This window comes from Rubrivivax gelatinosus, from assembly GCF_016583785.1.
In the GTDB taxonomy this organism is placed as follows: domain Bacteria; phylum Pseudomonadota; class Gammaproteobacteria; order Burkholderiales; family Burkholderiaceae_C; genus Rubrivivax; species Rubrivivax gelatinosus_B.
The window spans coordinates 1-22756 of sequence record NZ_NRRU01000010.1 but is presented as its reverse complement, the minus strand read 5'-3'; the positions used below and the strand labels follow the sequence as shown (position 1 = coordinate 22756).

Below are 22756 nucleotides of genomic sequence, written 5' to 3'. Positions count from 1 at the left end.
CGGCTTCAGCGGCCACGCACGTGGGTGCGGGCGGCGATCCACAGCTTGCGCAGCGGCGTCAGCGAGGTGCGCTGGTGCAGCACCTGGAAGCCGCCCGCCTCGACCTCGCGCAGCAGCGTGCGGTAGATGTTGGCCATCATCAGCCCGGTCTTCTGCTTCGCGCGGTCGGCCTCGGGCAGCAGTGCCAGCGCCTCGTCGTAGGCGGCGTGCGCACGTTCGGCCTGGAAGCGCATCAGCGCGGTGAAACGGTCGCTGTAGCCCCAGGGCGATTCGCGCTTCAGGATCTCGTGCGCCTTGACGTCGAAACGCTGCAGCTCCGACACCGGCAGGTAGATGCGGCCGCGGCGCGCGTCGTCGCCGACGTCGCGGATGATGTTGGTCAGCTGCATCGCCAGGCCCAGCTTGTGCGCGTACTGCACCGTGCGCTCGCTGCTGCGGCCGAAGATGTTGGCCGCGACCTCGCCGACGATGCCGGCCACCAGGTGGCAGTAGCGCTGCAGCGCTGCGAAGTCGAGGAAGCGGGTCTGGTCCAGGTCCATCTGGCAGCCCTCGATGACTGCCAGCAGATGCGCGGCCTCGATCGTGAAGCGTGGCGCCAAGGGCATCAACGCCTGCGTCACCGGGTGCGTCGGCTGCCCGGCGTAGGCGGACTGCACCTCCTCGCGCCACCACTGCAGCTTGCGCGCGGCCACCGACGGGTCCTGCATCTCGTCGACGACGTCGTCGACCTCGCGGCAGAAAGCGTAGAACGCGGTGATCGCGGCACGCTCGGGCGGCGGCAGGAACAGGAAGGCGTAATAGAACGAGGAGCCGCTTCCGGCGGCACGCTTCTGGACGTACTCGGCCGGCGTCATCGCGCCCCGCGCATCGTCGCCGCGCGCCACAGCAGCACCGGCAGATCGGCGGCGCCCAGCTTCGGGCGCGAGAGCATCGTCGCATGATTCATGCGGCCGATTTTCTCCAAAACGCGCAGGCCGCCCTGCACCACGAGGCGCAGCTCCCAGCCGGCTCGGCCCGGCACGCGGCGCGCGAGCGGGATGCCCTGTTCCAGCAGTTCCTGCGCCCACGTGCAGAGATCACGCAGCAGCGCACGCAGCGCCGGCGAGTCGTGGCGCGCGAGCACGTCCTCGATCGTGATCCCGGCGGCGGCGAGTTCGTCGCGCGGCAGGTAGACGCGGCCGCGCGACGCGTCCAGGCCCAGGTCCTGCCAGAAATTGGCCAGTTGCAGCCCCGTGCAGACGGCGTCGGCGCGGCGCAGCGAGTCGGCATCGTTCACGCCGTACAGATGCAGCAGCAGGCGGCCGACCGGGTCGGCGGAGCGGCGGCAGTAGTCGAGGACCTGGCCGCGGTCGGCGTAGACCGGGTTGTCCACGTCCTGCACGAAGGCGTCGAGCAGCTTGTGCAGCCAGACCGGGGGCAGGGCGTAGCGCTCGATGGCCGCGGCCAGCCGCGCGAACACCGGTGTCCAGCGTGTGCTGGGCGCCTGCCGCTGCACGACCGCGGCGAGGTCGGCGCGATAGGCCGCCAGCGCCTCGTGGCGCGCGGCGGCGGTCAGCTCGCCTTCGTCGGCGATGTCGTCGGCGGTGCGCGCGAAGTGGTAGATGGCCACGACAGCAGGACGCAGCGCCGGCGGGCACAGCACCGAGGCGACAGGGAAGTTCTCGTAATGATCGACGCTCACGGGCGCCGATTGTCACGGTTCGTGGCGGGCCACTGGTTTGACACCGGTGGAGGCGCGTGACTACATTAATGACCAATGAGTCATTAACTGCCAGCCATGATCCTGTCCCGATCTCTCCCGGCCGCGCTGCTGGCGGCGGCCACGCTGGCGGCCTGTTCGCGGCCCGAGCCGCCGCCCGAGCCCGTACGTGCGGTGCGCACCCTCGTCGTGACTGCCGGCAGCGCCGGCGGCGTGCAGGAGTTCGCCGCCGAGGTGCAGGCGCGTACCGAGTCGCAGCTCGCGTTCCGCGTCGGCGGCAAGCTGGTGCGGCGCCAGGCCGAGGTCGGCCGCCATGTGGCCAGCGGCGAACTGCTGGCCCAGCTGGACCCCGAGGACCTGCGCCTGGCCCAGTCCGCGGCGCTGGCGACGGTGCGCTCGGCCCAGGTCAACGCCGAGATGGCCGATGCCGACTTCAAGCGTTTCCGCGAGCTCTACGAGCAGGGTTTCATCAGCGCCGCCGAGCTCGACCGGCGCGAGACCACGCTGAAGGCGGCCCGCGCCCAGTTCGAGCAGGCGCGCGCCCAGGCCGGCGTGCAGACCAACCAGGCCGCCTACAGCGACCTGCACGCGCCGGCCGCCGGCGTCGTCACCGCGGTGCTGGCCGAACCCGGCGCGGTGCTGGCCGCCGGCACGCCGGTGCTGCGCCTGGCGCACGACGGCGCGCGCGACGTCAGCTTCGCCGTGCCCGAAGACGAGGTCGGCCGCCTGCGCGCGATGCAGGGCCAGCCGGGCGCCGTGCGGGTGCGGCTGTGGGGCCGTACCGACACGGCGCCGGCGACGGTGCGCGAGGTCGCCGCCGCCGCCGACCCGGTGACGCGCACCTTCGCCGTCAAGGCCGACGTCGGCCGCGCCGAGATGCAGCTGGGCCAGACCGCGACCGTGATCGTCGAGCAGCCGCGGGTCGAGGGTGTGACCAAGCTGCCGCTGGCGGCGGTGGTGCGCGAGCAAGGGCGCAGCTCGGTCTGGGTGCTGGACCGCACGACGATGACGGTGCAGCCGCGTGCGATCGAGGTCGCCGGCAGCGACGGTGACGACCTGGTCGTCGGCGGCGGGCTGGCGCCGGGCACGGTGGTTGTCGTGGCCGGCGTGCACGTGCTCAAGCCCGGGCAGAAGGTGCGCCTGTACCAGGACCCGGCACGCTGATGGAACCCGCAACCCACGAAGCCGCGCCCGACGGGCGGCGCGAGCGTTTCAACATTTCCCGCTGGGCGCTGGAGCACGCGCCGCTGACGCGCTACCTGATGGTGGTGCTGATGGCGCTGGGCATCGCCGCCTATTTCCAGCTCGGCCAGGACGAGGACCCGCCGTTCACCTTCCGCGCGATGGTCGTGCAGGCCTGGTGGCCTGGCGCCAGCGCCGAGCAGATCGCCGAGCAGGTGACCGACAAGATCGAGCGCACGCTGCAGGAGGTGCCGTACGCCGACCGCATCCGCAGCTACACCAAGCCGGGCGAGTCGGTGACGACGCTGTTCCTGGCCGAGAACTCGCCGCCGGCGGAGGTGCGCAACGCCTGGTACCAGGTGCGCAAGCGCATCGGCGACATGCGCTCGACCCTGCCCGAGGGCGTGGTCGGGCCGGTCTTCAACGACGACTTCGGCGACGTCTACGGCTCGATCTTCGCGATCTCGGCCGACGGCTTCTCGCAGGAGGAACTGCGCGAGTTCGCCGACGACGCGCGCCAGCGCCTGCTGCGGGTGCACGACGTCGCCAAGGTCGAGATCTTCGGCGCCCAGCCCGAGAACATCTTCGTCGAGGTCTCGCGCAAGCGCATGGCCGAGCTCGGCCTGGACGTGAACCAGGTCATCGCCCAGCTCGGTGCGCAGAACGCGGTCGAGGGCGCGGGCCGGCTCGACGTCGGCGGCGAGCAGCTGCAGCTGCGGGTCGGCGGCCAGTTCAACTCGGTGGACGAGCTGCGGCGCTTCCCGATCCGCGCGCTCAACACCGCGACCGGGCGCTCGAGCACGATCCGGCTGCAGGACATCGCCGAGGTTCGCCGCGGCTACGTCGACCCGCCGACGACGATGGTGCGCCACCAGGGCCGCCAGGTGCTGGCGCTGGGGGTGTCGATGGCCTCGGGCGGCGACGTCATCGCGCTCGGCAAGGCGCTGCGCGCCGCGGTCGCCGAGCTGCAGGCCGAACTGCCGGTGGGCATCGAGCTCGCGCAGATCCAGGATCAGCCGCAGGTCGTGTCCGACTCCGTCGGCGAGTTCGTCGGCGTGCTGCTCGAGGCCGTCGTCATCGTGCTGGCGGTCAGCTTCCTGAGCCTGGGGCTGCACACCCGGCCGCTGCGTGTGGACGTCTGGCCGGGGCTGGTGGTGGCGATCACGATCCCGCTGGTGCTGGCGATCACCTTCGTCGCCATGCACTACTGGGGCATAGGCCTGCACAAGGTGTCGCTGGGCGCGCTGATCATCGCGCTCGGGCTGCTGGTCGACGACGCCATCATCGCCGTCGAGATGATGGTGCGAAAGATCGAGGAGGGCTACGACAAGGCGCGTGCCGCCACCTTCGCCTACGAGCTGACCGCGATGCCGATGCTCACCGGCACGCTGATCACCGCCACCGGCTTCCTGCCGATCGGGCTGGCGCAGTCCGAGACCGGCGAGTACACCTTCGCGATCTTCGCGGTGACCACCGCCGCGCTCGTCATCTCGTGGATCGTCTCGGTGTTCTTCGTGCCCTACCTGGGCGCCTGGCTGCTGCACACGCGCAGCCGGGCGCCGGCAGCCGACGGCGAGCCGCACGAACTCTTCGACAGCCCGTTCTACGAGCGCTTTCGCGCCGCGGTGGGCTGGTGCGTCGCGCACCGCTGGATCACGATCGCCGTCACCGTGGCCTCGTTCGGCCTGGGCGTCTTCGGCATGACGCGGGTGCAGCAGCAGTTCTTCCCGGAGTCGGCGCGGCCCGAGCTGCTCGTCGACCTGTGGCTGCCCGAGGGCTCGACGATCCGCGCCAGCGACGAGGTCGCGCGCCGCGTCGAGGCGCGGCTGCTGCAGGACGATCGCATCGCCAGCGTCAGCACCTGGGTCGGCGCCGGCGTGCCGCGCTTTTATCTGCCGCTGGAGCAGATCTTCCCGAACAGCAACGTCAGCCAGGCGATCGTCGTGCCGCGCAGCCTGGACGAGCGCGACTCGCTGCGGCGCGAGCTGCCGGCGCTGCTGGCGGCCGAGTTCCCCGAGGTACGCTCGCGCATCACCGCCTTGCCCAACGGGCCGCCGGTGGCGTACCCGGTGCAGTTCCGCGTCATCGGCAGCGACGCCGCCGAGGTGCGCCGCTGGGCCGACCAGGCCAAGGAGATCCTGCGCGCCAACCCGCACGCGCGCGGCGTCAACGACGACTGGAACGAGGCGATCAAGGTGCTGCGCCTGGAAATCGACCAGGACAAGGCGCGCGCGCTCGGTGTCACCAGCCAGCTCGTCGCCCAGACCTCGCAGACCCTGCTGTCGGGCAGCACCGTCGCCCAGTACCGCGAAGGCGACAAGCTGGTGGACGTCGTGCTGCGCCTGCCGGCGGGTGAACGCGACGCCATCGCCGACCTGTCCAGCGCCTACGTGCAGACGGCGAGCGGGCGTTCGGTGCCGCTGACCCAGGTGGCGCAGGTGCGGCTGGACTGGGAGCCCGGCGTGCTGCACCGCCAAGGGCGCGACTACGCCGCCACGGTGCAGGCCGACGTCGCCGAGGGCATGCAGGGTGCCACCGTCAGCGCGCAGCTGGAGCCGGCGATGCACGAACTCGGCACGCGCATGCCGCCGGGCTACCGCATCGAGGTCGCCGGCAGCGTCGCCGAGAGCAGCAAGGGCGTGGCCTCGATCGTCGCCGGCGTGCCGATCATGCTGTTCATCATCTTCACGCTGCTGATGCTGCAGTTGCGCAGCTTCGGCCGCTCGATGCTGGTGTTCCTCACCGGCCCGCTGGGCATCGCCGGCGCGGCCGCGGCGCTGCTGCTGCTGGGCCAGCCTTTCGGCTTCGTCGCGCTGCTCGGCGTGATCGCGCTGATGGGCATGATCATGCGCAACTCGGTGATCCTGATCGACCAGATCGAGCAGGACCGGGCGCGCGGCGTGCCGGCATGGGACGCGATCATCGAGGCGACGGTGCGGCGGCTGCGGCCCATCGTGCTGACAGCCGCGGCGGCGGTGCTGGCGATGCTCCCGCTGTCGCGCAGCACCTTCTGGGGGCCGATGGCGGTGGCGATCATGGGGGGGCTGATCGTCGCCACCGTGCTCACGCTGCTGGCGTTGCCGGCGATGTACGCGGCCTGGTTCCGGGTGCGGCGCGAGCCGCCCGTGGGCCCGTGAACGCGGTGCGCTCGCGGCTGCCGGCTAGAATGCGCGGTTTACCGATCGAGTTATCCGGGAACGGCGATCGACGGCAGGGTGGATTCCTTTCATTTCCACCTCGTCGTCCGGCCGACGTTCTGACCGCGCGGGTGGCGAAATTGGTAGACGCACCAGGTTTAGGTCCTGACGCCTTCACGGGCGTGCCGGTTCGAGTCCGGCCCCGCGCACCAGACAATTCTTGAAGCCTAGAGAGCCCCACATGGCCGTCAACGTCGAAACCCTCGAAAAACTGGAACGCCGCATCACCCTGACGCTGCCCGCCAGCGTCATCAACGGCGAAGTCGAAGCCCGGCTGCGCAAGCTGGCCCGCACCGTCAAGGCCGACGGCTTCCGTCCGGGCAAGGTGCCGATGTCCGTCGTCGCCCAGCGCTACGGCTACTCGGTCCAGTACGAGGTCGTCAACGACCGCGTCGGCCAGGCCTTCGCCGATGCCACCACCGAAGCCAAGCTGCGGGTCGCCGGCGCGCCGCGCATCACGCAGAAGGACGAAGCCACCGAAGGCGAGATCGCCTTCGACGCCACCTTCGAGGTCTATCCCGAGGTCAAGCTCGGTGACCTGGCCGAAGCCGAGGTCGAGCGCGTCGCCGCCGACGTCACCGAAGAGGCCATCGACCGCACCGTCGAGATCCTGCGCAAGCAGCGCCGCACCTTCGCCCAGCGTCCGGCCGCCGAAGGCGCCGCCGAGGGCGACCGCGTGACGATCGACTTCGAAGGCAAGATCGACGGCGAACCCTTCGCCGGCGGCAAGGCCGAAGGCTTCCAGTTCATCATCGGCGAAGGCCAGATGCTGGAGCAGTTCGACAAGGCCGTGCGCGGCATGAAGGTCGGCGACAACAAGACCTTCCCGCTGCAGTTCCCGGCCGACTACCACGGCCAGGACGTCGCCGGCAAGGAAGCCGACTTCCTCGTCACGATGAAGAAGTGCGAGGTCCAGAACCTGCCGGCGGTCGACGACGACTTCGCCAAGGCGCTGGGCATCAAGGAAGCCACCGTCGAGGCGCTGCGCGCCGACGTGAAAAAGAACCTCGAGCGCGAGGTCAAGTTCCGCGTGCGCGCCCGCAACAAGGCCGCGGCGATGGAGGCACTGGCCAAGTCGGCCGAGCTCGACCTGCCGAACGCGCTGATCGCCAACGAGCTGCAACGCCTGGTGGCCGGCGCGCGCGCCGACCTGAAGCAGCGCGGCGTCAAGGACGCCGACAACGCGCCGATCCCCGAGGACCTGTTCCGCCCGCAGGCCGAGCGCCGCGTGCGCCTGGGCCTGATCGTCGCCGAGCTGGTGCGAACCAACAACCTGCAAGCCCAGCCCGACCAGCTGCGCGCCCACATCGAAGAGCTCAGCCAGAGCTACGAGAAGCCGACCGAGGTGATGCGCTGGTACCTGGGTGACCGCCAGCGCATGGCCGAGGTCGAGGCGGTGGTCATCGAGAACAACGTCACCGACTTCATCCTGGCGAAGGCCAAGGTCACGGACAAGGTGCTACCGTTCGATGAATTGATGGCCGCAGCCTGAGGAAACAGCACCCTATGAGCGTGATCGAGACGACCGGCCTGGGCATGGTGCCCATGGTCATCGAGCAGTCCGGGCGCGGTGAGCGCGCCTACGACATCTACAGCCGCCTGCTGCGCGAGCGGATCGTCTTCCTCGTCGGTCCTGTCAACGACCAGGTCGCGAATCTCGTCTGCGCTCAGCTGCTGTTCCTGGAGTCCGAGAACCCGGACAAGGACATCTTCCTGTACATCAACTCGCCGGGCGGCAGCGTCAGCGCGGGCCTGTCGGTCTTCGACACGATGAACTTCATCAAGCCGGAGGTCTCGACGCTGTGCATGGGCATGGCTGCCAGCATGGGCAGCTTCCTGCTGATGGCAGGCGCCAAGGGCAAGCGTTTCGCGCTGCCGAACTCGCGCGTGATGATCCACCAGCCCTCGGGCGGCGCCCAGGGGCAGGCCAGCGACATCGAGATCCAGGCGCGCGAGATCATCAAGACGCGCGAACAGCTCAACCGGATCTACGCCGAGCGCACCGGCCAGTCGATCGACAAGATCGCGGCCGACATGGAGCGCGACATGTGGCTCTCGCCCGGCGAGGCCAAGGACTACGGTCTCATCGACCAAGTCCTCGAAAAGCGCGTCTGACGCGCTTCCGAACCCCGTAAAAGGCCTCCTTTTCGCCGCCCAGCGGGTGGCGGCAGTTGGTCTATGATGGGGTTCGGGTTCCTATTCCTCCTCGCAACTACGAGACATGGCCGACAAGAAGGGCGCCTCAGGCGAGAAAGTCCTTTACTGCTCGTTCTGCGGCAAGAGCCAGCACGAGGTGAAGAAGCTCATTGCCGGGCCTTCGGTGTTCATCTGCGACGAGTGCATCGAGCTCTGCAACGACATCATCCGTGACGAGGTTCCGGCCGAAGGCGGGGTCGCGAAGGCGTCGAAGTCCGACCTGCCCGTTCCCAGCGAGATCAAGTCCAGCCTCGATCAGTACGTGATCGGGCAGGAAGTGGCCAAGCGCACGCTGTCGGTGGCGGTCTACAACCACTACAAGCGCCTCAAGCACATGGGCGCCGGCGGCAAGGACGAAGTCGAACTCACCAAGAGCAACATCCTGCTGATCGGGCCTACCGGCTCGGGCAAGACGCTGCTCGCGCAGACGCTGGCGCGGCTGCTCAACGTCCCCTTCGTGATCGCCGACGCGACCACGCTGACCGAAGCCGGCTATGTCGGCGAGGACGTCGAGAACATCATCCAGAAGCTGCTGCAGAACTGCAATTACGACGTCGAGCGCGCGCAGCGCGGCATCGTCTACATCGACGAGATCGACAAGATCAGCCGCAAGGCCGACAACCCGAGCATCACGCGCGACGTGTCGGGCGAGGGCGTGCAGCAGGCGCTGCTCAAGCTCGTCGAAGGCACGATGGCCAGCGTGCCGCCGCAGGGCGGGCGCAAGCACCCGAACCAGGACTTCCTGCAGATCGACACGACCAACATCCTGTTCATCTGCGGCGGCGCCTTCGACGGGCTGGAAAAGGTCATCCAGAGCCGCACCGAGAAGTCGGGCATCGGCTTCGCCGCGACCGTGCACAGCAAGAGCGAGAAGAAGGTCTCCGACCTCTTCCGCGAGGTCGAGCCCCAGGATCTGATCAAGTTCGGCCTGATCCCCGAACTCGTCGGCCGCCTGCCGGTCGTCGCCACGCTCGGCGAGCTGACCGAGGACGCGATGGTGCAGATCCTCACCGAGCCCCGCAACGCGCTGGTCAAGCAGTACCAGAAGCTGTTCGGCATGGACGGTGTCGAGCTCGAGATCCGGCCTTCGGCGCTGGCGGCGATCGCGCGCAAGGCGCTGGCGCGCAAGACCGGCGCCCGCGGCCTGCGTTCCATCATGGAGCACGCGCTGATCGACACGATGTTCGACCTGCCGACACTCGACGGCGTCGCCAAGGTCGTCATCGACGAGCACATCATCGAAGACGGCGCCAAGCCGTTGCTGGTCTACCGGGAACAGGCCAAGGCCAGTGCCTGATCCCGGCCGGGCCGCCGGCGCCCGCCGCGGCCCGCCACTTGCATTTGCCTTCTCGGGCCCCACGTGGCCCTGAGAAAGAGAGGTTCACCGATGTCCGGACATCCCACCCTGCCGAGCGACCCGATCACGCTGCCGCTGCTGCCGCTGCGCGACGTCGTGGTGTTTCCGCACATGGTCATCCCGCTGTTCGTCGGGCGCCCGAAGTCGATCAAGGCGCTCGAGGCGGCGATGGAAGCCGGCCGGCAGATCATGCTCGTGGCCCAGAAGGCCGCGGGCAAGGACGAGCCCAAGGCCGACGACATGTTCGAGATCGGCTGCGTTTCCAGCATCCTGCAGATGCTCAAGCTGCCCGACGGCACCGTGAAGGTGCTGGTCGAAGGCCTGCAGCGCGCACGCACGCTGGAGATCAGCGACAACGGCGAGCATTTCGTCGGCTCGGTCGCGCCGATCACCGCCCCGACCGACACCACGCCCGAGATCGAGGCGTTGCGTCGCGCCGTGACGCAGCAGTTCGACCAGTACGTCAAGCTCAACAAGAAGATCCCGCCCGAGATCCTGACCTCGATCGCCGGCATCGACGATCCGGGCCGCTTGGCCGACACGATCGCCGCGCATCTGCCGCTCAAGCTCGAGGCCAAGCAGGCCGTGCTCGACCTGTTCGCGACCGCGCAGCGGCTCGAGAAGCTGCTCGAGCTGCTCGAGCACGAGGTCGACATCCTCCAGGTCGAAAAGCGCATCCGCGGCCGCGTCAAGCGGCAGATGGAGAAGAGCCAGCGCGAGTACTACCTGAACGAGCAGGTCAAGGCGATCCAGAAGGAACTCGGCGACGGCGAGGAAGGTGCCGACCTCGAGGAACTCGAGAAGAAGATCGCCGCCGCGCGCATGACCAAGGAAGCGCGCAAGAAGGCCGAGGCCGAGCTGAAGAAGCTCAAGCTGATGTCGCCGATGTCGGCCGAAGCCACCGTCGTGCGCAACTACATCGACACGCTGGTCAACCTGCCCTGGGCGAAGAAGTCCAAGATCAAGCACGACCTGGCGAACGCCGAGACCGTGCTCAACGAGGATCACTTCGGCCTCGAGAAGGTCAAGGACCGCATCCTCGAGTACCTCGCGGTGCAGCAGCGCGTGGACAAGGTCAAGGCGCCCATCCTGTGCCTGGTCGGCCCCCCGGGCGTCGGCAAGACCTCGCTCGGCCAGAGCGTGGCGCGCGCCACCGGGCGCAAGTTCGTGCGCATGGCGCTGGGCGGCATGCGCGACGAGGCCGAGATCCGTGGCCATCGCCGCACCTACATCGGCTCGATGCCGGGCAAGGTGCTGCAGAGCCTGAGCAAGGTCGCGGTGCGCAACCCGCTGTTCCTGCTCGACGAGATCGACAAGCTGGGCATGGACTTCCGCGGCGACCCGTCTTCGGCGCTGCTGGAGGTGCTCGACCCCGAGCAGAACCACACCTTCAGCGACCACTACGTCGAGGTCGACTTCGACCTGTCGGACGTGATGTTCGTCGCCACCTCGAACTCGATGAACATCCCGCCGGCGCTGCTCGACCGGATGGAAGTCATCCGCCTGGCCGGCTACACCGAGGACGAGAAGCTCAACATCGCCCAGCGTTACCTGCTGCCCAAGCAGCAGAAGAACAACGGCGTGGCCGACGGCGAGATGGACGTCACCGAGTCGGCGCTGCGCGGCATCATCCGCTACTACACGCGTGAAGCCGGCGTGCGTTCGCTCGAGCGCGAGATCTCCAAGATCTGCCGCAAGGTGGTCAAGGGCGTGCAGCTCAAGACCTACACCGGCAAGGTCGTCGTCACCGAGGACAACCTCAACGACTTCCTGGGTGTGCGCAAGTACGACTTCGGCCGCGCCGAGAAGCAGAACCAGGTCGGCCAGGTCGTCGGTCTGGCCTGGACCGAGGTCGGCGGCGACCTGCTGACCATCGAGGCGGCGGTGATGCCCGGCAAGGGCAACATCATCCGCACCGGCCAGCTCGGCGACGTGATGAAGGAATCGGTCGAGGCGGCACGTTCGGTGGTGCGTTCTCGCTCCCGCCGCCTGGGCATCAAGGACGAGATGTTCGAGAAGCGCGACATCCACATCCACGTGCCCGACGGCGCGACGCCCAAGGACGGGCCGAGCGCGGGCGCGGCGATGACGACGGCCTTCGTCTCGGCGCTGACCGGCATTCCGGTGCGGGCCGACGTCGCGATGACCGGTGAGATCACGCTGCGCGGCGAGGTCACCGCGATCGGCGGCCTGAAGGAAAAGCTGCTCGCGGCGCACCGCGGCGGCATCAAGAAGGTGCTGATCCCGGAAGAGAACGTCAAGGACCTCCAGGAGATTCCGGAGAACGCCAAGAACAATCTCGAGATCATCCCCGTCAAGTGGATCGACCAGGTCCTCGAGATCGCGCTGGAGAAGATGCCGGTTGCGCTGCCCGAGGACGAGGTCATCGCCAAGGACGCCGCGCCGGAAGCCGCGGTGAGCCCGGTCGTCGGCAGCGATGCACTGCCTCACTGAAAGTGCTTGCAAACCACGCGATAATCGGTCTATACTGTCGTTCTTGACGCGTTACAGGTAACTGCAGCGCTTCAAGAATACGCGGGAATAGCTCAGTTGGTAGAGCGCAACCTTGCCAAGGTTGAGGTCGCGAGTTCGAGCCTCGTTTCCCGCTCCAGAACATCAGAAGGGAAGCCCAGGCTTCCCTTCTTTTTGGGCAGAATCCGTGGCTTCTGCCCCGTGGCGCGATAGCAAAGCGGTTATGCAACGGATTGCAAATCCGTCTAGTCCGGTTCGACTCCGGATCGCGCCTCCAGGTTTTTGAGTATCAAAGGGCTCCCGCGTGGAGCCCTTTGTCCGTCGTGGCCCGGCCCCGACGCCCGGATGGCGAAACTGGCAGACGCAGCGGACTTAAACTCCGCCGCCTCTCGAAAGAGGGCATGCGGGTTCGATCCCCGCTCCGGGCACCACGGTCGTCAGCGGCGGCCGCCTTTGCCACGAACGCCGGCGTCACCACGACCCGGTTTCAGGCTCGCGTCCAGTTCCTGCTCCAGCAGCGCCAACGTCTCGGCCTGGCCGATCAGCGCCTCGAGATAGGCCGGCGCGCTCTCGCGCAGCGTTTCCAGCATCCGGTGCACGACACGCGACGAATGCAGCGGCCCGGCGTTGGCCGGCACCTCGGCCATGGCCTGGCGCAGCCGGTGATCGGTCTTCAGGCGCTGCCAGGTGCCCTGGAACGCCGCCACGGCGCGCAGCGGACGCGGTTCGGCTGCAAGCAGGCGCGGCGCCGTTGCGTCAGGGCCGACCGGCGTCGCCGCGCGCCCGAGCCGCTCGACGAGTGCCACCAGGCCGGCGAGCGCCGGCTCAGCGTGCGGCAGCGCCGCTGCCACGGCTGCCGGCCCGGATTCGGCGGCGATGCGGCCGTGCAGCCGCGCCAGCAGCAACTGCCGCGCCGTGCCCTGCGCCGTTGCGGCACGTCGCGCCAGCCCTTGGGCGATCGCCAGCGTCACCGCGTCGGGCGCGGTCCGTCGGCTCCAGGCCTGGACGGCGGCCAGCGGATCGTGCTCGGGCGCTTCGTTCATCGGGTGGTGCCGCGCCGCGGTGTCGGCGCGATCTCGACGCGGCGGTTCAGCGCGCGGCCGGCGGCGTCGGCGTTGGACGCCACCGGCTGCTGCGAACCGAAAGCCGCCGCGAACACCGCTGCCTGCGGCACGCCGTCCTCGACCAGCGCGCGCGTGACCGTCAGCGCCCGCTGCGCCGACAGCTCCCAGTTGTCGGCGAATCGCCCGCGGGTGCCGTCGCGCACCTGGCGGTCGTCGGTGAAGCCGCTGACCATCAGCACCTCGTCGCGCGCCGCCAGGTAGGCCGCCAGCGGCCCGGCCAGGCTTTGCAGCAGCTGCCGTCCCTCGGGCTGCAGCTCGGCCGAGTTGAAGGCGAACAGCACGTTGCCGCTGATGCCGATGCGGCCGTCGGCCAGCGTCACGCGGCCCGCGGCCAGCGGCACCGCCAGCGCCTGTTCCAGTGCCTGGCGCCGCTGGGCCTCGGCCTGGCGCTGCTGCACTTCGTGGCGCAGGCGTTCGGCCAGGTCCAGCTGCAGCCCCAGCGCACAGACCAGGATCAGCACGAAGGCACCCAGCAGCCCGGCCATCAGGTCGCCGAACACCGCCCAGACCGGCGCGCCGTGCCCGGCGTCGCCGTCGATCTCGTCGTCCAGGTTCATGCCGCGCCGGCCTCGGCGGCGCTGCGCTGCTGCAGCTCGTCGACGAACTGCTTGTGCGCGCCCAGCGTCAGGTCGACGATTTCGCGCGCCTGGGCGACGTAATAGGCGAGTTGCTCGTCGCTGCGCGCCAGCGCCTGGCCGAGTGCGGCCTCGATGCTCTTCAGCTGCGCCGAACTCTGCTCGCTGCTGTGCGCGAACAGCTGCACCGCCTGGCCGAAACCTTCGCCCAGGCTTGCGAGCTCGCCGGCGCCGGCGCCGACCTGTGCGGCGACGGCGTCCAGCGCCTGCAGCTGCGCCTCGACGCCAGCGGCGAAACGCGCGCCGACCCGTTCCAGCTGCTCGGCGCTGGTCTGCACCAGCGCGGCCAGGGTGGCGCGCTGCTCGCGGCCGGCCTCGCCGACGGCGTCCAGCAGTTCGGCCAGCGTCACCAGCAGGCGGTTGCGTTCTTCCAGCGCCGCGTTGTCGCGCACCAGGCTGTCGCTCAGGCTGCGCCGCAGCTCGCCCATGACCTCGGCGGCGGCACGCGGCGCCTGCGCCGCGGCGTCGACCAGCTGGCCGATCTCGGCGATCGTCGCGCGTGCCTGGGCCTGGGCCTGCTCGGCGATCTGCTGCGCGCTGCGCTCCAGCGTCGTGCAGATGCGCTGCTGCTGTTCGGCGCCGGCTTCGGCCGCCTGCCGCGTCGTCTGCAGCAGCGTCGCGACGGTCGCCGTCAGGCGCTCGTCCAGGGCCGCCAGGCGCTCGCTGTCGCGTGCGGCGGCAGCTTCCTCGGCCGCCGTGCGGGCGCTCGCGGCCTCGGCTTGCAGCGCCCGGGCGTGCTGGTCCAGCGCCGCGGCGGCGGCGGCCATCGTCTCGCGGCTGTGCGCCGCCTGCTCCTGCTGCGTGCGCCGCTGTTCGGCCAGCGCCTCGCCCCAAGACGTGGCCCAGCGTGCGGCGCCTTCGTCCAGGCGCAGCGTCAGGCCGTCGAGCAGCGCACCGGCGCGGCTCTCGAAGCCGGTCGTGAACCGCTCGAGCCCTTGTTCCAGGTTCTGCGCGCTCGCTTCGCCGTGGCGCTGCTGGCTGTCGAGCGCCGCCTGCCAGGCGGCGGCCAGCGCCGCGCTGCCTGCCTGCAGCCGCGTGTCGACGCCGTCCAGATGCTCGCGCACGGCGGCCGTCAGCGCCGTGTTCAGCGCCGCGTTCTCCTGCGCCAGGCTGTTCATCGTCGCCTGTACCGCGGGCTCGATTGCGGCGGCGGCCAGGCGCGTGCTCTCGGCCAGGCTGGCCTGCAGCGAGCGGCCCACCGACTCGGCCAGGCCGCTGTAGGCGCGTGCGGCTTCGTCGTGGAAGCGGCGCTGCTCGGCCAGCAGGCGTTCATCCTGCGTGCGGGCCTGGCGCTCGATCTGCGCCACCAGGCCCTGGAGCTGCTCGACCAGTGCCGGCATCTGCCCGGCCTGGGCCTGCAGCAGGCGCAGCGACTGCTCGCGCTGGTGGCTGCGCGAGAAGCCGCGCAGCGCCCCGGCGATCGCGGCGTCGAGCCGGCGCCCGGCCTGCTGGCGTTCGCGCCGCAGCAGCGCCGCCATCAAGCCCAGCATCGCCGAGGCCGCGACCCCGGCGACCGAGGTGCCGAAAGCCAGCCCCAGCCCCTTGACCGGCGCCGCCAGCGAAGCGCGGATCGCCTCGACGTCGCTGGCGTGTTCCAGTGCCAGGCCGGTGCCCTTGAGCGTCACGACCATGCCGAGGAAGGTGCCGAGCATGCCCAGCAGCACCAGCAGACCGGCGAGATAGGGCGCCAGCGCCGGGCCTGGCAGCGCCACACGTTCACCTTCGACGCGCAGGCGCACGGCGTGGCGCAGGCCGGCGGGCAGGGCCTCGAGCCAGCCGGCCAGGGTTTCGGGTGCGGCCGTGGTCTGTTCGACCTGCCGCGCCAGCGTTTCGGTGTCGCGGCTGAAGCGCCGCAGCTCGGCTGCGCCGGCGAGGTAGAAGGCGGCGATCAGCAGCACCAGCGTCAGCGCCAGCGGGTTGCCGGGGCCGTAACCGGCGGCAGTCCAGGCGACGGCACTCAGGCCCGCGGCGAAGGCGGCGTGGGGAAGCAGTCGGTTCATGTCGGTCGGTCGGTGTGCAGCGTGTGCAGCAGGCCCTGCGCCGGCAGCAGCCGGTGCGCGAGTTCGGCCCGTAGCACGGCGTCGAGGTCGTCGCGGAAGTGGCCGAGCCAGGCGCCGTCGGCGTCGGCGCTTTGCTGCAGGCGTTCGAAATGCGCCATCAGCCGCTGCGGCACCAGCGTCAGCAGGCGGCGCTCGTGCGCGGCGAGCGCGGTCTCCAGCGCTGCGTCTATGGCCGCGAGCCGGGCGAGCGCGCCCGAGCGCCGCGCGAGCGCGTCGCGCAGGCGCCGGCGCAGCGCGGCGATGGCGTCCTGCATGCCTTGCTGCTGAGCCAGGCAGTGGCGGTGGAACGGGCCGAAGTCGTCCGGGCTCGACACGCTTTCGCGGGGGCCGGCGGCGATCGCCGCTTCGAGAGCCGCGCGCACGCGCTGGAAGTCCGCTTGCTCGCCGCCGCCAGCGCCCGCAGGCGCTTCGGCAGGCCCGGCCGCGAGTGCCGAGGACAGCGAGATCGCGCCCGCCCAGCCGAGCCAGTGGCCCAGACGCTCGGCGACGGCGGGACGCCGTGGCGCCGGCGGCCCGTCCGCGAGGCGGGCCAGAAGGCGGGTGAGCTCCGAACCGGCGACGCCCGGGCTGGCAGACCCGTGCAGCATGTGAGCCAGTCGAAGGATCGGTAAAGGGCGCGCAGTTTAGCGCCTGCGGCGCCGGCGCCGCGGCCAGCGGGTTTGCCGCTTCAGGCCGCGCCGCCCAGCGCCTGGACCAGCGTCGCCTGGTTCTTCAGCCGCGCGAAGCGGTTCTCGGCCAGCGCCAGCTCGGCGCTGCGGCGGCTTTCCTGGGCGTCGAGCCAGTTCTTCAACGTGCCGGCGCCGGCGCGGTAACGCTGTTCGTAGAGCGACTCGACGCGGCGCGCCGCGTCCAGCGAACGCTGCAGCCACTCGCCCTGGCGCGCCAGCGTCCGGCGTGCCGACAGCGCGTTCTCGACCTCGCCGAATGCGCTGTACAGCGTCTGCCGGAAGCCGACGACGGCCGCCTCGTAGTTGGCCTGCTGCAGCGCGTCGTTCAGCTGCATCTCGCGCTGGTTCAGGAAGGGCAGCGTGAGCCCGCTGCCGAGCACGGCCACCGGGTTGGCGAGCAGATGGCCGAGCGCGGCGCTGCTGCTGCCCAGGCTGCCGGTCAGGCTGAGCGACGGGTAGTAGCTGGCGCGGCTGGCGTCGCCCTGGGCCAGGGTCTTGCGCAGGCGCAGCTCGGCGGCGCGCAGGTCGGGGCGCCGGCCCAGCAGTTCGGCCGGCAGGCCGGCGCGCAGCTCGGGCAGCGGCGTTGCCGGCAGTGCTGCCGGCTCTGGCCCCAGTGCTGCCAGCGCTTCGCCGCCGGGCGCGTGGTCCAGCAGCAGCGCCAGCGCGTGGCGGGCTTCGGTGCGCTGCTGCATCAGGTCTTCCAGCGTCGCCTGCTGGCTCGCCAACGACTGCTCGGCTTCCTGGCGCTCCAGCGCGCCGACGGCGCCGGCGGCGTACTGCGCCTGCACCAGGTCGCGTGTGCGGCGGACGTAGTCCAGGCTGGCCTCGGCGCTGGCGACGCGTTCGTTGAGGTAGCCGAGCTGCCAGTACAGCGTGGCCGCGGTGCCTGACAGGCTGAGCGCGGCGGCCTGGCGGTCTTCTTCGCTGGCCTGGGCTTCGAGGCCGGCGGCGTCGGCCAGCGCCCCCAGGCGCTGCCAGAGGTCGGCATCCCAGCTCGCGCCCAGGCTCGCGTCGTAGGAGTGCGTCGTCGTGCGCGGACTCTCCAGGCTGCGCTGCGTCTGGCCGCTGACGCTGGCGCTCAGGGACGGCCGGCGGTCGCTGTCGGCCAGGCCGGCCTGCAGCCGCGCCTGGCGCAGCGTGATCGCGGCGAGCGCGAGGTCGGCATTGCGCTCCAGCGCCAGCGCGACGACGCGGTCCAGCGCCGGGTCCTGCAGCGCCTGCCACCAGTTCGCTGCCGGCGTGACGGCCGCGGCGGCGGCCGCCGGTGCCGACCACTGCGCCGGCAGCTCGGCCGGCGCCGCGGTGTAGGGCGTGCGCAGCGCCGAACACGCGGACAGCAGGGCCAGCGGCAGCAGCAGGAGAGGGCGGGGAACAGGCATGGCGGCTCAGTCGCGGGACAAGGCCTCGACGGGGTTCAGGCGCGCGGCGTTGCGCGCCGGCAGGTAGCCGAAGACGACGCCGATCAGCGTCGCGCAGGCGAAGGCGGCCAGCATCGCCAGCGGCGAGAACGCGAGGCTGAAGTCCTGGCTGAAGTGCGAGAACACGGCGCCGAAGGCGAGCGCCGCGGCGATGCCCAGCGCGCCGCCGAGCAGGCACACCAGCACCGCTTCGATCAGGAACTGCTGCTGGATGTCGCGCCGGCGCGCGCCGACGGCCATGCGCACGCCGATCTCGGCGGTGCGTTCGGTGACGCTGACCAGCATGATGTTCATCACGCCGATGCCGCCGACGACGAGCGAGATCACCGCGATCGAGGCGATCAGCAGCGTCATCGTGCGCGTCGTGCTCTCGATGGTCTGGCGGATGCTGTCGGTGTTGAGCACGTAGAAGTCGACGCGCCCGTGGCGGCGTTCGAGCAGCTGGCTGATGCCCTGGGCCGCGGCGTCCATCGGCGCGTGGTCGGCCACGCGCACCGTGACGCTGCGCAGATGCCCCTGGCCGATCAGGCGCCGCATCGCCGTCGTATAGGGCACGAAGATGTTCAGGCTCTCGCTGTTCGGGCCGAAGGCGCTGTCCTTCTTCGCGGTGACGCCGACCACGTAGACCGGCATGCTGCCCAGGAAGATCACCTGGCCCACCGGCGCCGTGTTCGGGAACAGCTTCTTGCGCGTGTTCTCGTCGATCACCGCGACCTGGGCGTAGCGCGCGATCGCGGCACCGCTGAACGCGCTGCCCTGCGCGATCTTCAGGCCCTTGACGCGGAAGTACTGCTCGCCGACGCCGCTGACGCTGGCCGAGGCGTCGACATTGCCGAAACGCGCCGTCACCGAGGTCTGCACGTTGGGCGTGACGCTGTCGACGTAGCTCTGCTCGGCGAGCGCGTCGGCGTCCGCCGGCCGCAGCGTCTGGATGCGCGCCGAACGCGGGTCGCCGAAACCCTGGCCCGAGAACACCTCGACGGTGTTGGTGCCGATGCTGCTGATGTTGGCCAGCACCTTCTGGCGCGAGCCTTCGCCCAGCGCCACGACCGAGACCACCGAGGCGATGCCGATGATGATGCCCAGCATCGTCAGCAGCGTGCGCAGCCGGTGCGCGTTCATCGCCAGCAGCGCCATGTGCAACGCCTCGCCCAGGCCGTCGAGCCAGGCGCCGAGCCGGCCGCCACCGGCCGCGGGCCCGGCTGCCGGCAGTGCCGCCGCAGGCGCGGCGGCGGCGCGGCGGCCGCTGTCGGCGACGATGGCGCCGTCCCTGATCTCGACGATGCGCTCGGCGTGGCGCGCGACGCCCATGTCGTGGGTCACGAGGATGATCGTGTGGCCCTGGGCGTGCAGCTCCTCCAGGATGCGCATGACCTCGGCGCCGGAGGCGCTGTCGAGCGCGCCGGTGGGCTCGTCGGCGAGGATGACGCTGCCGCCGTTCATCAGCGCGCGTGCGATCGACACGCGCTGCTGCTGGCCGCCGGAGAGCTTGCCCGGCACGTGGCCCAGGCGGTCGGCCATGCCCAGGCGCTGGAGCAGGGCGTGGGCACGTTCGTGGCGCTGCGCGCGCGTGCGGCCGGCGTAGACCGCCGGCATCTCGACGTTGCCCTGCGCCGTCAGGTCCGACAGCAGGTGGTAGCGCTGGAAGATGAAGCCGAAGTGCTCGCGCCGCAGCGCCGCCAGCTCGTCCGGGCCCAGGCTCGCGACCTCGCGCCCGGCGATGCGGTAGTGGCCGCGCGTCGGCTGGTCCAGGCAGCCGAGCACGTTCATCAGCGTCGACTTGCCCGAGCCCGACTGGCCGACGATGGCCACCATCTCGCCGGCGGCGATGTCGAGTTCGACCTCGCGCAGCGCGGCGATCGTGCCGTCGCCGGCGGGGAACTCGCGCCAGACGCCGCGCAGCGACAGCAGCGCGGCGCCGTCGGCGCCCGTGTCGTGGTCCGCCATCGCTCAGAACATGGGTGGCGGGCCCATGCGGCCGCGCTCGCTGCTGGCCGGCGTCGCCGCGGCGGCGTTGCCGAGCACGACGGTCTCGCCTTCCTTCAGGCCTTCGAGCACCTGGGCGCTGACGTTGTTGTCGATGCCGATGCGCACCGCGCGCGGCCGCGGCCGGCCATCGGGGCCCAGCACCTGCACCGTCGTGCGGCCATCGGCCTGGCGTGCGCCGAGCGCGCCGACCGGCAGCGTCAGCGCGCCTTTGGCCTCGCTGCGCACGATGTGGACCTGGGCCGTCATCGAGATGCGCAGCAGGCGCCCGGGGTTGGGCACCTCGAACTTGCCGTTGTAGTAGATCGCGGTGGCGCTGGTCGTCGTGCTCGTGCTGGTGCTGCTGGTCGAGGTCGAGCTGATGCTGTCGGTCGCAGGCTCGATGCTGCGCAGCTTCGCCTCGAAACGGCGCTCGGGCTCGCCCAGGATCGTGAACCAGGCGCGCTGGCCCGGCTTGACGCTGGTGACGTCGGCTTCGGAGATCGAGGCCTTCACCGTCATCGTGTCGACCTGGGCGACGATCAGGATCGTCGGCGTCGACTGGTTCGAGTTCACCGTCGTGCCTTCCTCGGTGACGATGGCGACCACCTGGCCGTCGATCGGCGAGACGATGCGTGTGTAGCCGAGGTTGACCTGGGCGGTGTCGACGCTGATGCGCGCCTGCTCCAGCTGGGCCAGGAGCGCGGCGACGTTGGCTTCGGCGATGTCGGCGGCTTCGTTCGCCGATTCCAGGTCGGCCGGCGCGCTGGCGTCGGTGCGGCGCAGCTGCTGCTGGCGCGCCAGCGTGCGCCGCGTCTGCGCCAGCGTCGCCTGCGCCGAGCGCAGCTGGGCCTGCACGCTGGCGAGCGCGGCCTGGGCGTTGCGCAGCGTGTTCTGCTGCGTCAGCGAGTCGATCTCGGCGACGAGCTGGCCCTTCTTCACGTCGTCGCCGAGCCTGACCTTCAGCGACTTCACCTGGCCCGAGACCTGGGCGCCGACGCTGACCTGCTTGCTGGCTTCGAGCGTGCCGTTGGCGAGCACGGTGTCCTGGATGTCGGCACGCGTGACGGCGGCGGTGATGACCGCGGGCGGTGCCGGGCGCGAGAAGAACAGGCGCTGCGCCGCGACGGCGGCGATCAGCAGCGCCAGGCCGGCGGCGCCGTAGCGCAGCCGGCGGGCGGTCGTGGGAGTCATCGGCATTGGCGGGCGTTCGATGCCTTCGACTGTCGGCGGCTGCGGCCGCAGGCTCGTTGCCGGTATGTGAAGCCGGCTTCACGCACGCGCAGGCCGCAACGCCAGGCCTGGCGCGGCTGCGCGGGCCAGGCCGCCGTTCGTGGCCGTCACGAGCCGTCGCGAACGGGGCGGCCCATGTGTTCGTTCAGCGTCTGCGCCAGCGCCTGCAGCCCGCGCTCGCGCACCGCGTCCAGCGGGTGCGCGGCGCTCAGCCGCAGGCCGCGTGCCAGTGCCTCGCCGCTGCCGAAGGCCGTGCCGGGCACGAAGCTGTAGCCCTGTTCACGCAGCCGCGGCAGCAGCTCGGCACTGTCGATGCCGGCCGGCAGCTCGACCCAGATCAGGTAGCCGCCGGCGCCGGGCTGCACCCGCGTGCCGGCGGGCAGCAGCCGCCGCACTGCCGCGACCCAGCTCTCGGTCTGCAGCGCGAGCTGGCGCCGCAGCCGGCGCAGATGGGTTTCGTAGGCGCGGTCGGCCAGGAAACCGGCGAGCGCCGCGTCGGCCAGCGGCGACAGCAGCTCGCCGTGCACCGCACGCGCGGCGCGCAGCTGCAGCCGGTGGCGCCGGCTGGCGATCCAGCCCACGCTCAGGCCCGGGCCGGTGACGCAGGCCAGGCTGCCGCAGTACAGCACGAGCTCGTCGCCGTCCCAGGACTTGACCGGGCGCGGGCGTTCGCCGCCGCGCTGCAGCTCGCCCATCAGCTCGCATTCGATCAGCGGCAGCCGGTGCTGGCGCAGCAGCGCCGCGAGTTCGGCACGCGCCGCGTCGGGCATGCAGCTGCCGCGCACGCTGTCGAAGCTGGGCGCGACGACGCAGCAGCGCACATCATGGTGCTGCAGCGCGAAGGCCAGGGCCGGCACCGAGAAGCCGCCGTCCTGCGGCGCCGGAATCGCCAGCGGCCGCAGCCCCAGGCTGGCGACCAGCTCCAGCGTGCGCGGCGACGCCGGCTCGGGCACCGCGACCAGGTCGCCCGGGCGCGTCAGCAGCCGCAGGCACAGCTCCAGCGCCTCGCCCTCGCCGTGGGTGACGACGATGTCCTCGGCGTCGACGGCGCAGCCGGCGCGCAGCATGCGGCGCGCGAGCTGGTGCCGCAGCGCCTCGCTGCCGATGACGCTGCCGATGGCCAGCAGCGAACGGTCGGCCGCCAGCGCCTGCTGCAGATGGCGCTGCAGCGCGGCCAGCGGCAGCAGCGCCGCGGGCAGCGCCAGGTGGCTCAGCGACAGGCAGTCGGTGCGTGTGGTCGCGAGTTCGAACAGGCGTTTGCGCCGGCCCTCGAGCTCGAGCGCCGGACCCGACGGCGGCGGCAGCGGCCGCCCGGCGCCGCGCACGAAATGGCCGCGCCGCGGCTGCGCCTCGATCAGCCCGGCGTCCTCCAGTTCGTGCAGCGCATGCGTCACCGTCGCCAGGCTGGCGCCGTGTTCTGCGCAGAGCTGGCGCACCGAGGGCAGCTGCGGCCACGTGGCGATCGGGAAAGGAGTCGTGGGCTTCGTCATCGCGCCGCACTCTAGGCAGCCGCCGGCGGCGGCGAAAGCCACAGCCGGCGGCTGCCTAGA

At 70.9% G+C, this 22756-nt stretch carries 16 protein-coding genes and 4 tRNA genes; 10 read left to right on the top strand and 10 right to left on the bottom strand.

The genetic code is table 11. The annotated features are described in order from the left end of the window. Positions 1-5 precede the first annotated feature (5 nt). Together hpnD and hpnC are read right to left on the bottom strand one after the other, a co-directional pair. Positions 6-854, bottom strand: coding sequence for a presqualene diphosphate synthase HpnD (gene hpnD, locus CKO43_RS04350; RefSeq protein ID WP_200377945.1), 849 nt, complete (start codon positions 852-854; stop codon positions 6-8). After that, entirely contained in the window at positions 851-1681 is an 831-nt protein-coding gene (gene hpnC, locus CKO43_RS04345) for a squalene synthase HpnC (protein WP_200377944.1), read from the bottom strand. The genes hpnD and hpnC overlap by 4 nt, the downstream gene beginning before the upstream one ends. 96 nt (positions 1682-1777) lie before the next feature. Between hpnC and CKO43_RS04340 the strand changes: the two genes are divergently transcribed. The 10 genes from CKO43_RS04340 to CKO43_RS04295 all read left to right on the top strand — a co-directional run bounded on the left by CKO43_RS04340 (position 1778) and on the right by CKO43_RS04295 (position 12534). Further along, on the top strand, positions 1778-2863 hold the full coding sequence (locus CKO43_RS04340) for an efflux RND transporter periplasmic adaptor subunit (protein WP_200377943.1): 1086 nt from the start codon (positions 1778-1780) through the stop codon (positions 2861-2863). After that, a complete protein-coding gene (locus CKO43_RS04335) occupies positions 2863-6018 on the top strand; it encodes an efflux RND transporter permease subunit (RefSeq protein WP_200377942.1) in 3156 nt (1051 codons plus the stop codon). The genes CKO43_RS04340 and CKO43_RS04335 overlap by 1 nt, the downstream gene beginning before the upstream one ends. 125 nt (positions 6019-6143) lie before the next feature. Beyond that, positions 6144-6230 (top strand) — tRNA-Leu (locus CKO43_RS04330). A 29-nt stretch (positions 6231-6259) separates the two neighbouring features. Then, complete coding sequence (gene tig, locus CKO43_RS04325; protein ID WP_200229966.1) at positions 6260-7570, top strand: trigger factor; 1311 nt, start codon at positions 6260-6262, stop codon at positions 7568-7570. A gap of 14 nt (positions 7571-7584) precedes the next feature. Next, complete coding sequence (gene clpP / locus CKO43_RS04320) at positions 7585-8193, top strand: ATP-dependent Clp endopeptidase proteolytic subunit ClpP (RefSeq protein WP_275951993.1); 609 nt, start codon at positions 7585-7587, stop codon at positions 8191-8193. Positions 8194-8299: 106 nt separating this feature from the next. Continuing rightward, on the top strand, positions 8300-9571 hold the full coding sequence (gene clpX, locus CKO43_RS04315) for an ATP-dependent Clp protease ATP-binding subunit ClpX (protein WP_200229967.1): 1272 nt from the start codon (positions 8300-8302) through the stop codon (positions 9569-9571). Positions 9572-9661: 90 nt separating this feature from the next. Then, positions 9662-12085 carry an endopeptidase La gene (gene lon, locus CKO43_RS04310; RefSeq protein WP_200229968.1) on the top strand — a complete coding sequence of 808 codons (2424 nt, stop codon included), beginning with the start codon at positions 9662-9664 and terminating at the stop codon, positions 12083-12085. Between the two features lie 81 nt (positions 12086-12166). Further along, a tRNA-Gly gene (locus CKO43_RS04305) sits at positions 12167-12242 on the top strand. 64 nt (positions 12243-12306) lie between these two features. Then, a tRNA-Cys gene (locus CKO43_RS04300) sits at positions 12307-12380 on the top strand. Between the two features lie 62 nt (positions 12381-12442). Then, positions 12443-12534 (top strand) — tRNA-Leu (locus tag CKO43_RS04295). A gap of 6 nt (positions 12535-12540) precedes the next feature. On the opposite strand, the gene CKO43_RS04290 is transcribed toward CKO43_RS04295, so the two are convergent. The 8 genes from CKO43_RS04290 to CKO43_RS04255 form a co-directional block, all read right to left on the bottom strand. Next, entirely contained in the window at positions 12541-13146 is a 606-nt protein-coding gene (locus tag CKO43_RS04290; protein ID WP_200229970.1) for a DUF2894 domain-containing protein, read from the bottom strand. Beyond that, positions 13143-13784 (bottom strand): OmpA family protein, encoded by a 642-nt coding sequence (locus CKO43_RS04285; RefSeq protein ID WP_200377941.1) that lies wholly within the window; start codon positions 13782-13784, stop codon positions 13143-13145. Before CKO43_RS04285 ends, CKO43_RS04290 begins: the two co-directional genes overlap by 4 nt. Next, the gene (locus CKO43_RS04280) at positions 13781-15862 is read right to left on the bottom strand and encodes a DUF802 domain-containing protein (RefSeq protein ID WP_200377940.1); all 2082 of its coding nucleotides are present in this window, start codon (positions 15860-15862) and stop codon (positions 13781-13783) included. Before CKO43_RS04280 ends, CKO43_RS04285 begins: the two co-directional genes overlap by 4 nt. Further along, positions 15859-16509 carry a DUF3348 family protein gene (locus CKO43_RS04275; protein WP_200377939.1) on the bottom strand — a complete coding sequence of 217 codons (651 nt, stop codon included), beginning with the start codon at positions 16507-16509 and terminating at the stop codon, positions 15859-15861. Before CKO43_RS04275 ends, CKO43_RS04280 begins: the two co-directional genes overlap by 4 nt. A gap of 80 nt (positions 16510-16589) precedes the next feature. Then, the gene (locus CKO43_RS04270) at positions 16590-17969 is read right to left on the bottom strand and encodes an efflux transporter outer membrane subunit (protein WP_200377938.1); all 1380 of its coding nucleotides are present in this window, start codon (positions 17967-17969) and stop codon (positions 16590-16592) included. A gap of 6 nt (positions 17970-17975) precedes the next feature. Continuing rightward, positions 17976-19955 carry a MacB family efflux pump subunit gene (locus CKO43_RS04265; RefSeq protein WP_200377937.1) on the bottom strand — a complete coding sequence of 660 codons (1980 nt, stop codon included), beginning with the start codon at positions 19953-19955 and terminating at the stop codon, positions 17976-17978. 3 nt (positions 19956-19958) lie between these two features. Further along, positions 19959-21167, bottom strand: coding sequence for an efflux RND transporter periplasmic adaptor subunit (locus CKO43_RS04260; protein WP_200377936.1), 1209 nt, complete (start codon positions 21165-21167; stop codon positions 19959-19961). A 146-nt stretch (positions 21168-21313) separates the two neighbouring features. Further along, on the bottom strand, positions 21314-22696 hold the full coding sequence (locus CKO43_RS04255; protein ID WP_200377935.1) for an aminotransferase-like domain-containing protein: 1383 nt from the start codon (positions 22694-22696) through the stop codon (positions 21314-21316). Between the last annotated feature and the right edge of the window lie 60 nt (positions 22697-22756).

Bases quoted from the DNA above. Each gene is read 5' to 3' on its own strand.
- CKO43_RS04340 (WP_200377943.1), top strand. From the start codon at position 1,778: ATGATCCTGTCCCGATCTCTCCCGGCCGCGCTGCTGGCGGCGGCCACG.
- hpnD (WP_200377945.1), bottom strand. From the start codon at position 854: ATGACGCCGGCCGAGTACGTCCAGAAGCGTGCCGCCGGAAGCGGCTCC.
- CKO43_RS04280 (WP_200377940.1), bottom strand. From the start codon at position 15,862: ATGAACCGACTGCTTCCCCACGCCGCCTTCGCCGCGGGCCTGAGTGCC.
- clpX (WP_200229967.1), top strand. From the start codon at position 8,300: ATGGCCGACAAGAAGGGCGCCTCAGGCGAGAAAGTCCTTTACTGCTCG.
- CKO43_RS04275 (WP_200377939.1), bottom strand. From the start codon at position 16,509: ATGCTGCACGGGTCTGCCAGCCCGGGCGTCGCCGGTTCGGAGCTCACC.
- CKO43_RS04260 (WP_200377936.1), bottom strand. From the start codon at position 21,167: ATGACTCCCACGACCGCCCGCCGGCTGCGCTACGGCGCCGCCGGCCTG.
- lon (WP_200229968.1), top strand. From the start codon at position 9,662: ATGTCCGGACATCCCACCCTGCCGAGCGACCCGATCACGCTGCCGCTG.
- CKO43_RS04290 (WP_200229970.1), bottom strand. From the start codon at position 13,146: ATGAACGAAGCGCCCGAGCACGATCCGCTGGCCGCCGTCCAGGCCTGG.
- CKO43_RS04265 (WP_200377937.1), bottom strand. From the start codon at position 19,955: ATGGCGGACCACGACACGGGCGCCGACGGCGCCGCGCTGCTGTCGCTG.
- CKO43_RS04255 (WP_200377935.1), bottom strand. From the start codon at position 22,696: ATGACGAAGCCCACGACTCCTTTCCCGATCGCCACGTGGCCGCAGCTG.
- tig (WP_200229966.1), top strand. From the start codon at position 6,260: ATGGCCGTCAACGTCGAAACCCTCGAAAAACTGGAACGCCGCATCACC.
- CKO43_RS04335 (WP_200377942.1), top strand. From the start codon at position 2,863: ATGGAACCCGCAACCCACGAAGCCGCGCCCGACGGGCGGCGCGAGCGT.
- CKO43_RS04285 (WP_200377941.1), bottom strand. From the start codon at position 13,784: ATGAACCTGGACGACGAGATCGACGGCGACGCCGGGCACGGCGCGCCG.
- clpP (WP_275951993.1), top strand. From the start codon at position 7,585: ATGAGCGTGATCGAGACGACCGGCCTGGGCATGGTGCCCATGGTCATC.
- CKO43_RS04270 (WP_200377938.1), bottom strand. From the start codon at position 17,969: ATGCCTGTTCCCCGCCCTCTCCTGCTGCTGCCGCTGGCCCTGCTGTCC.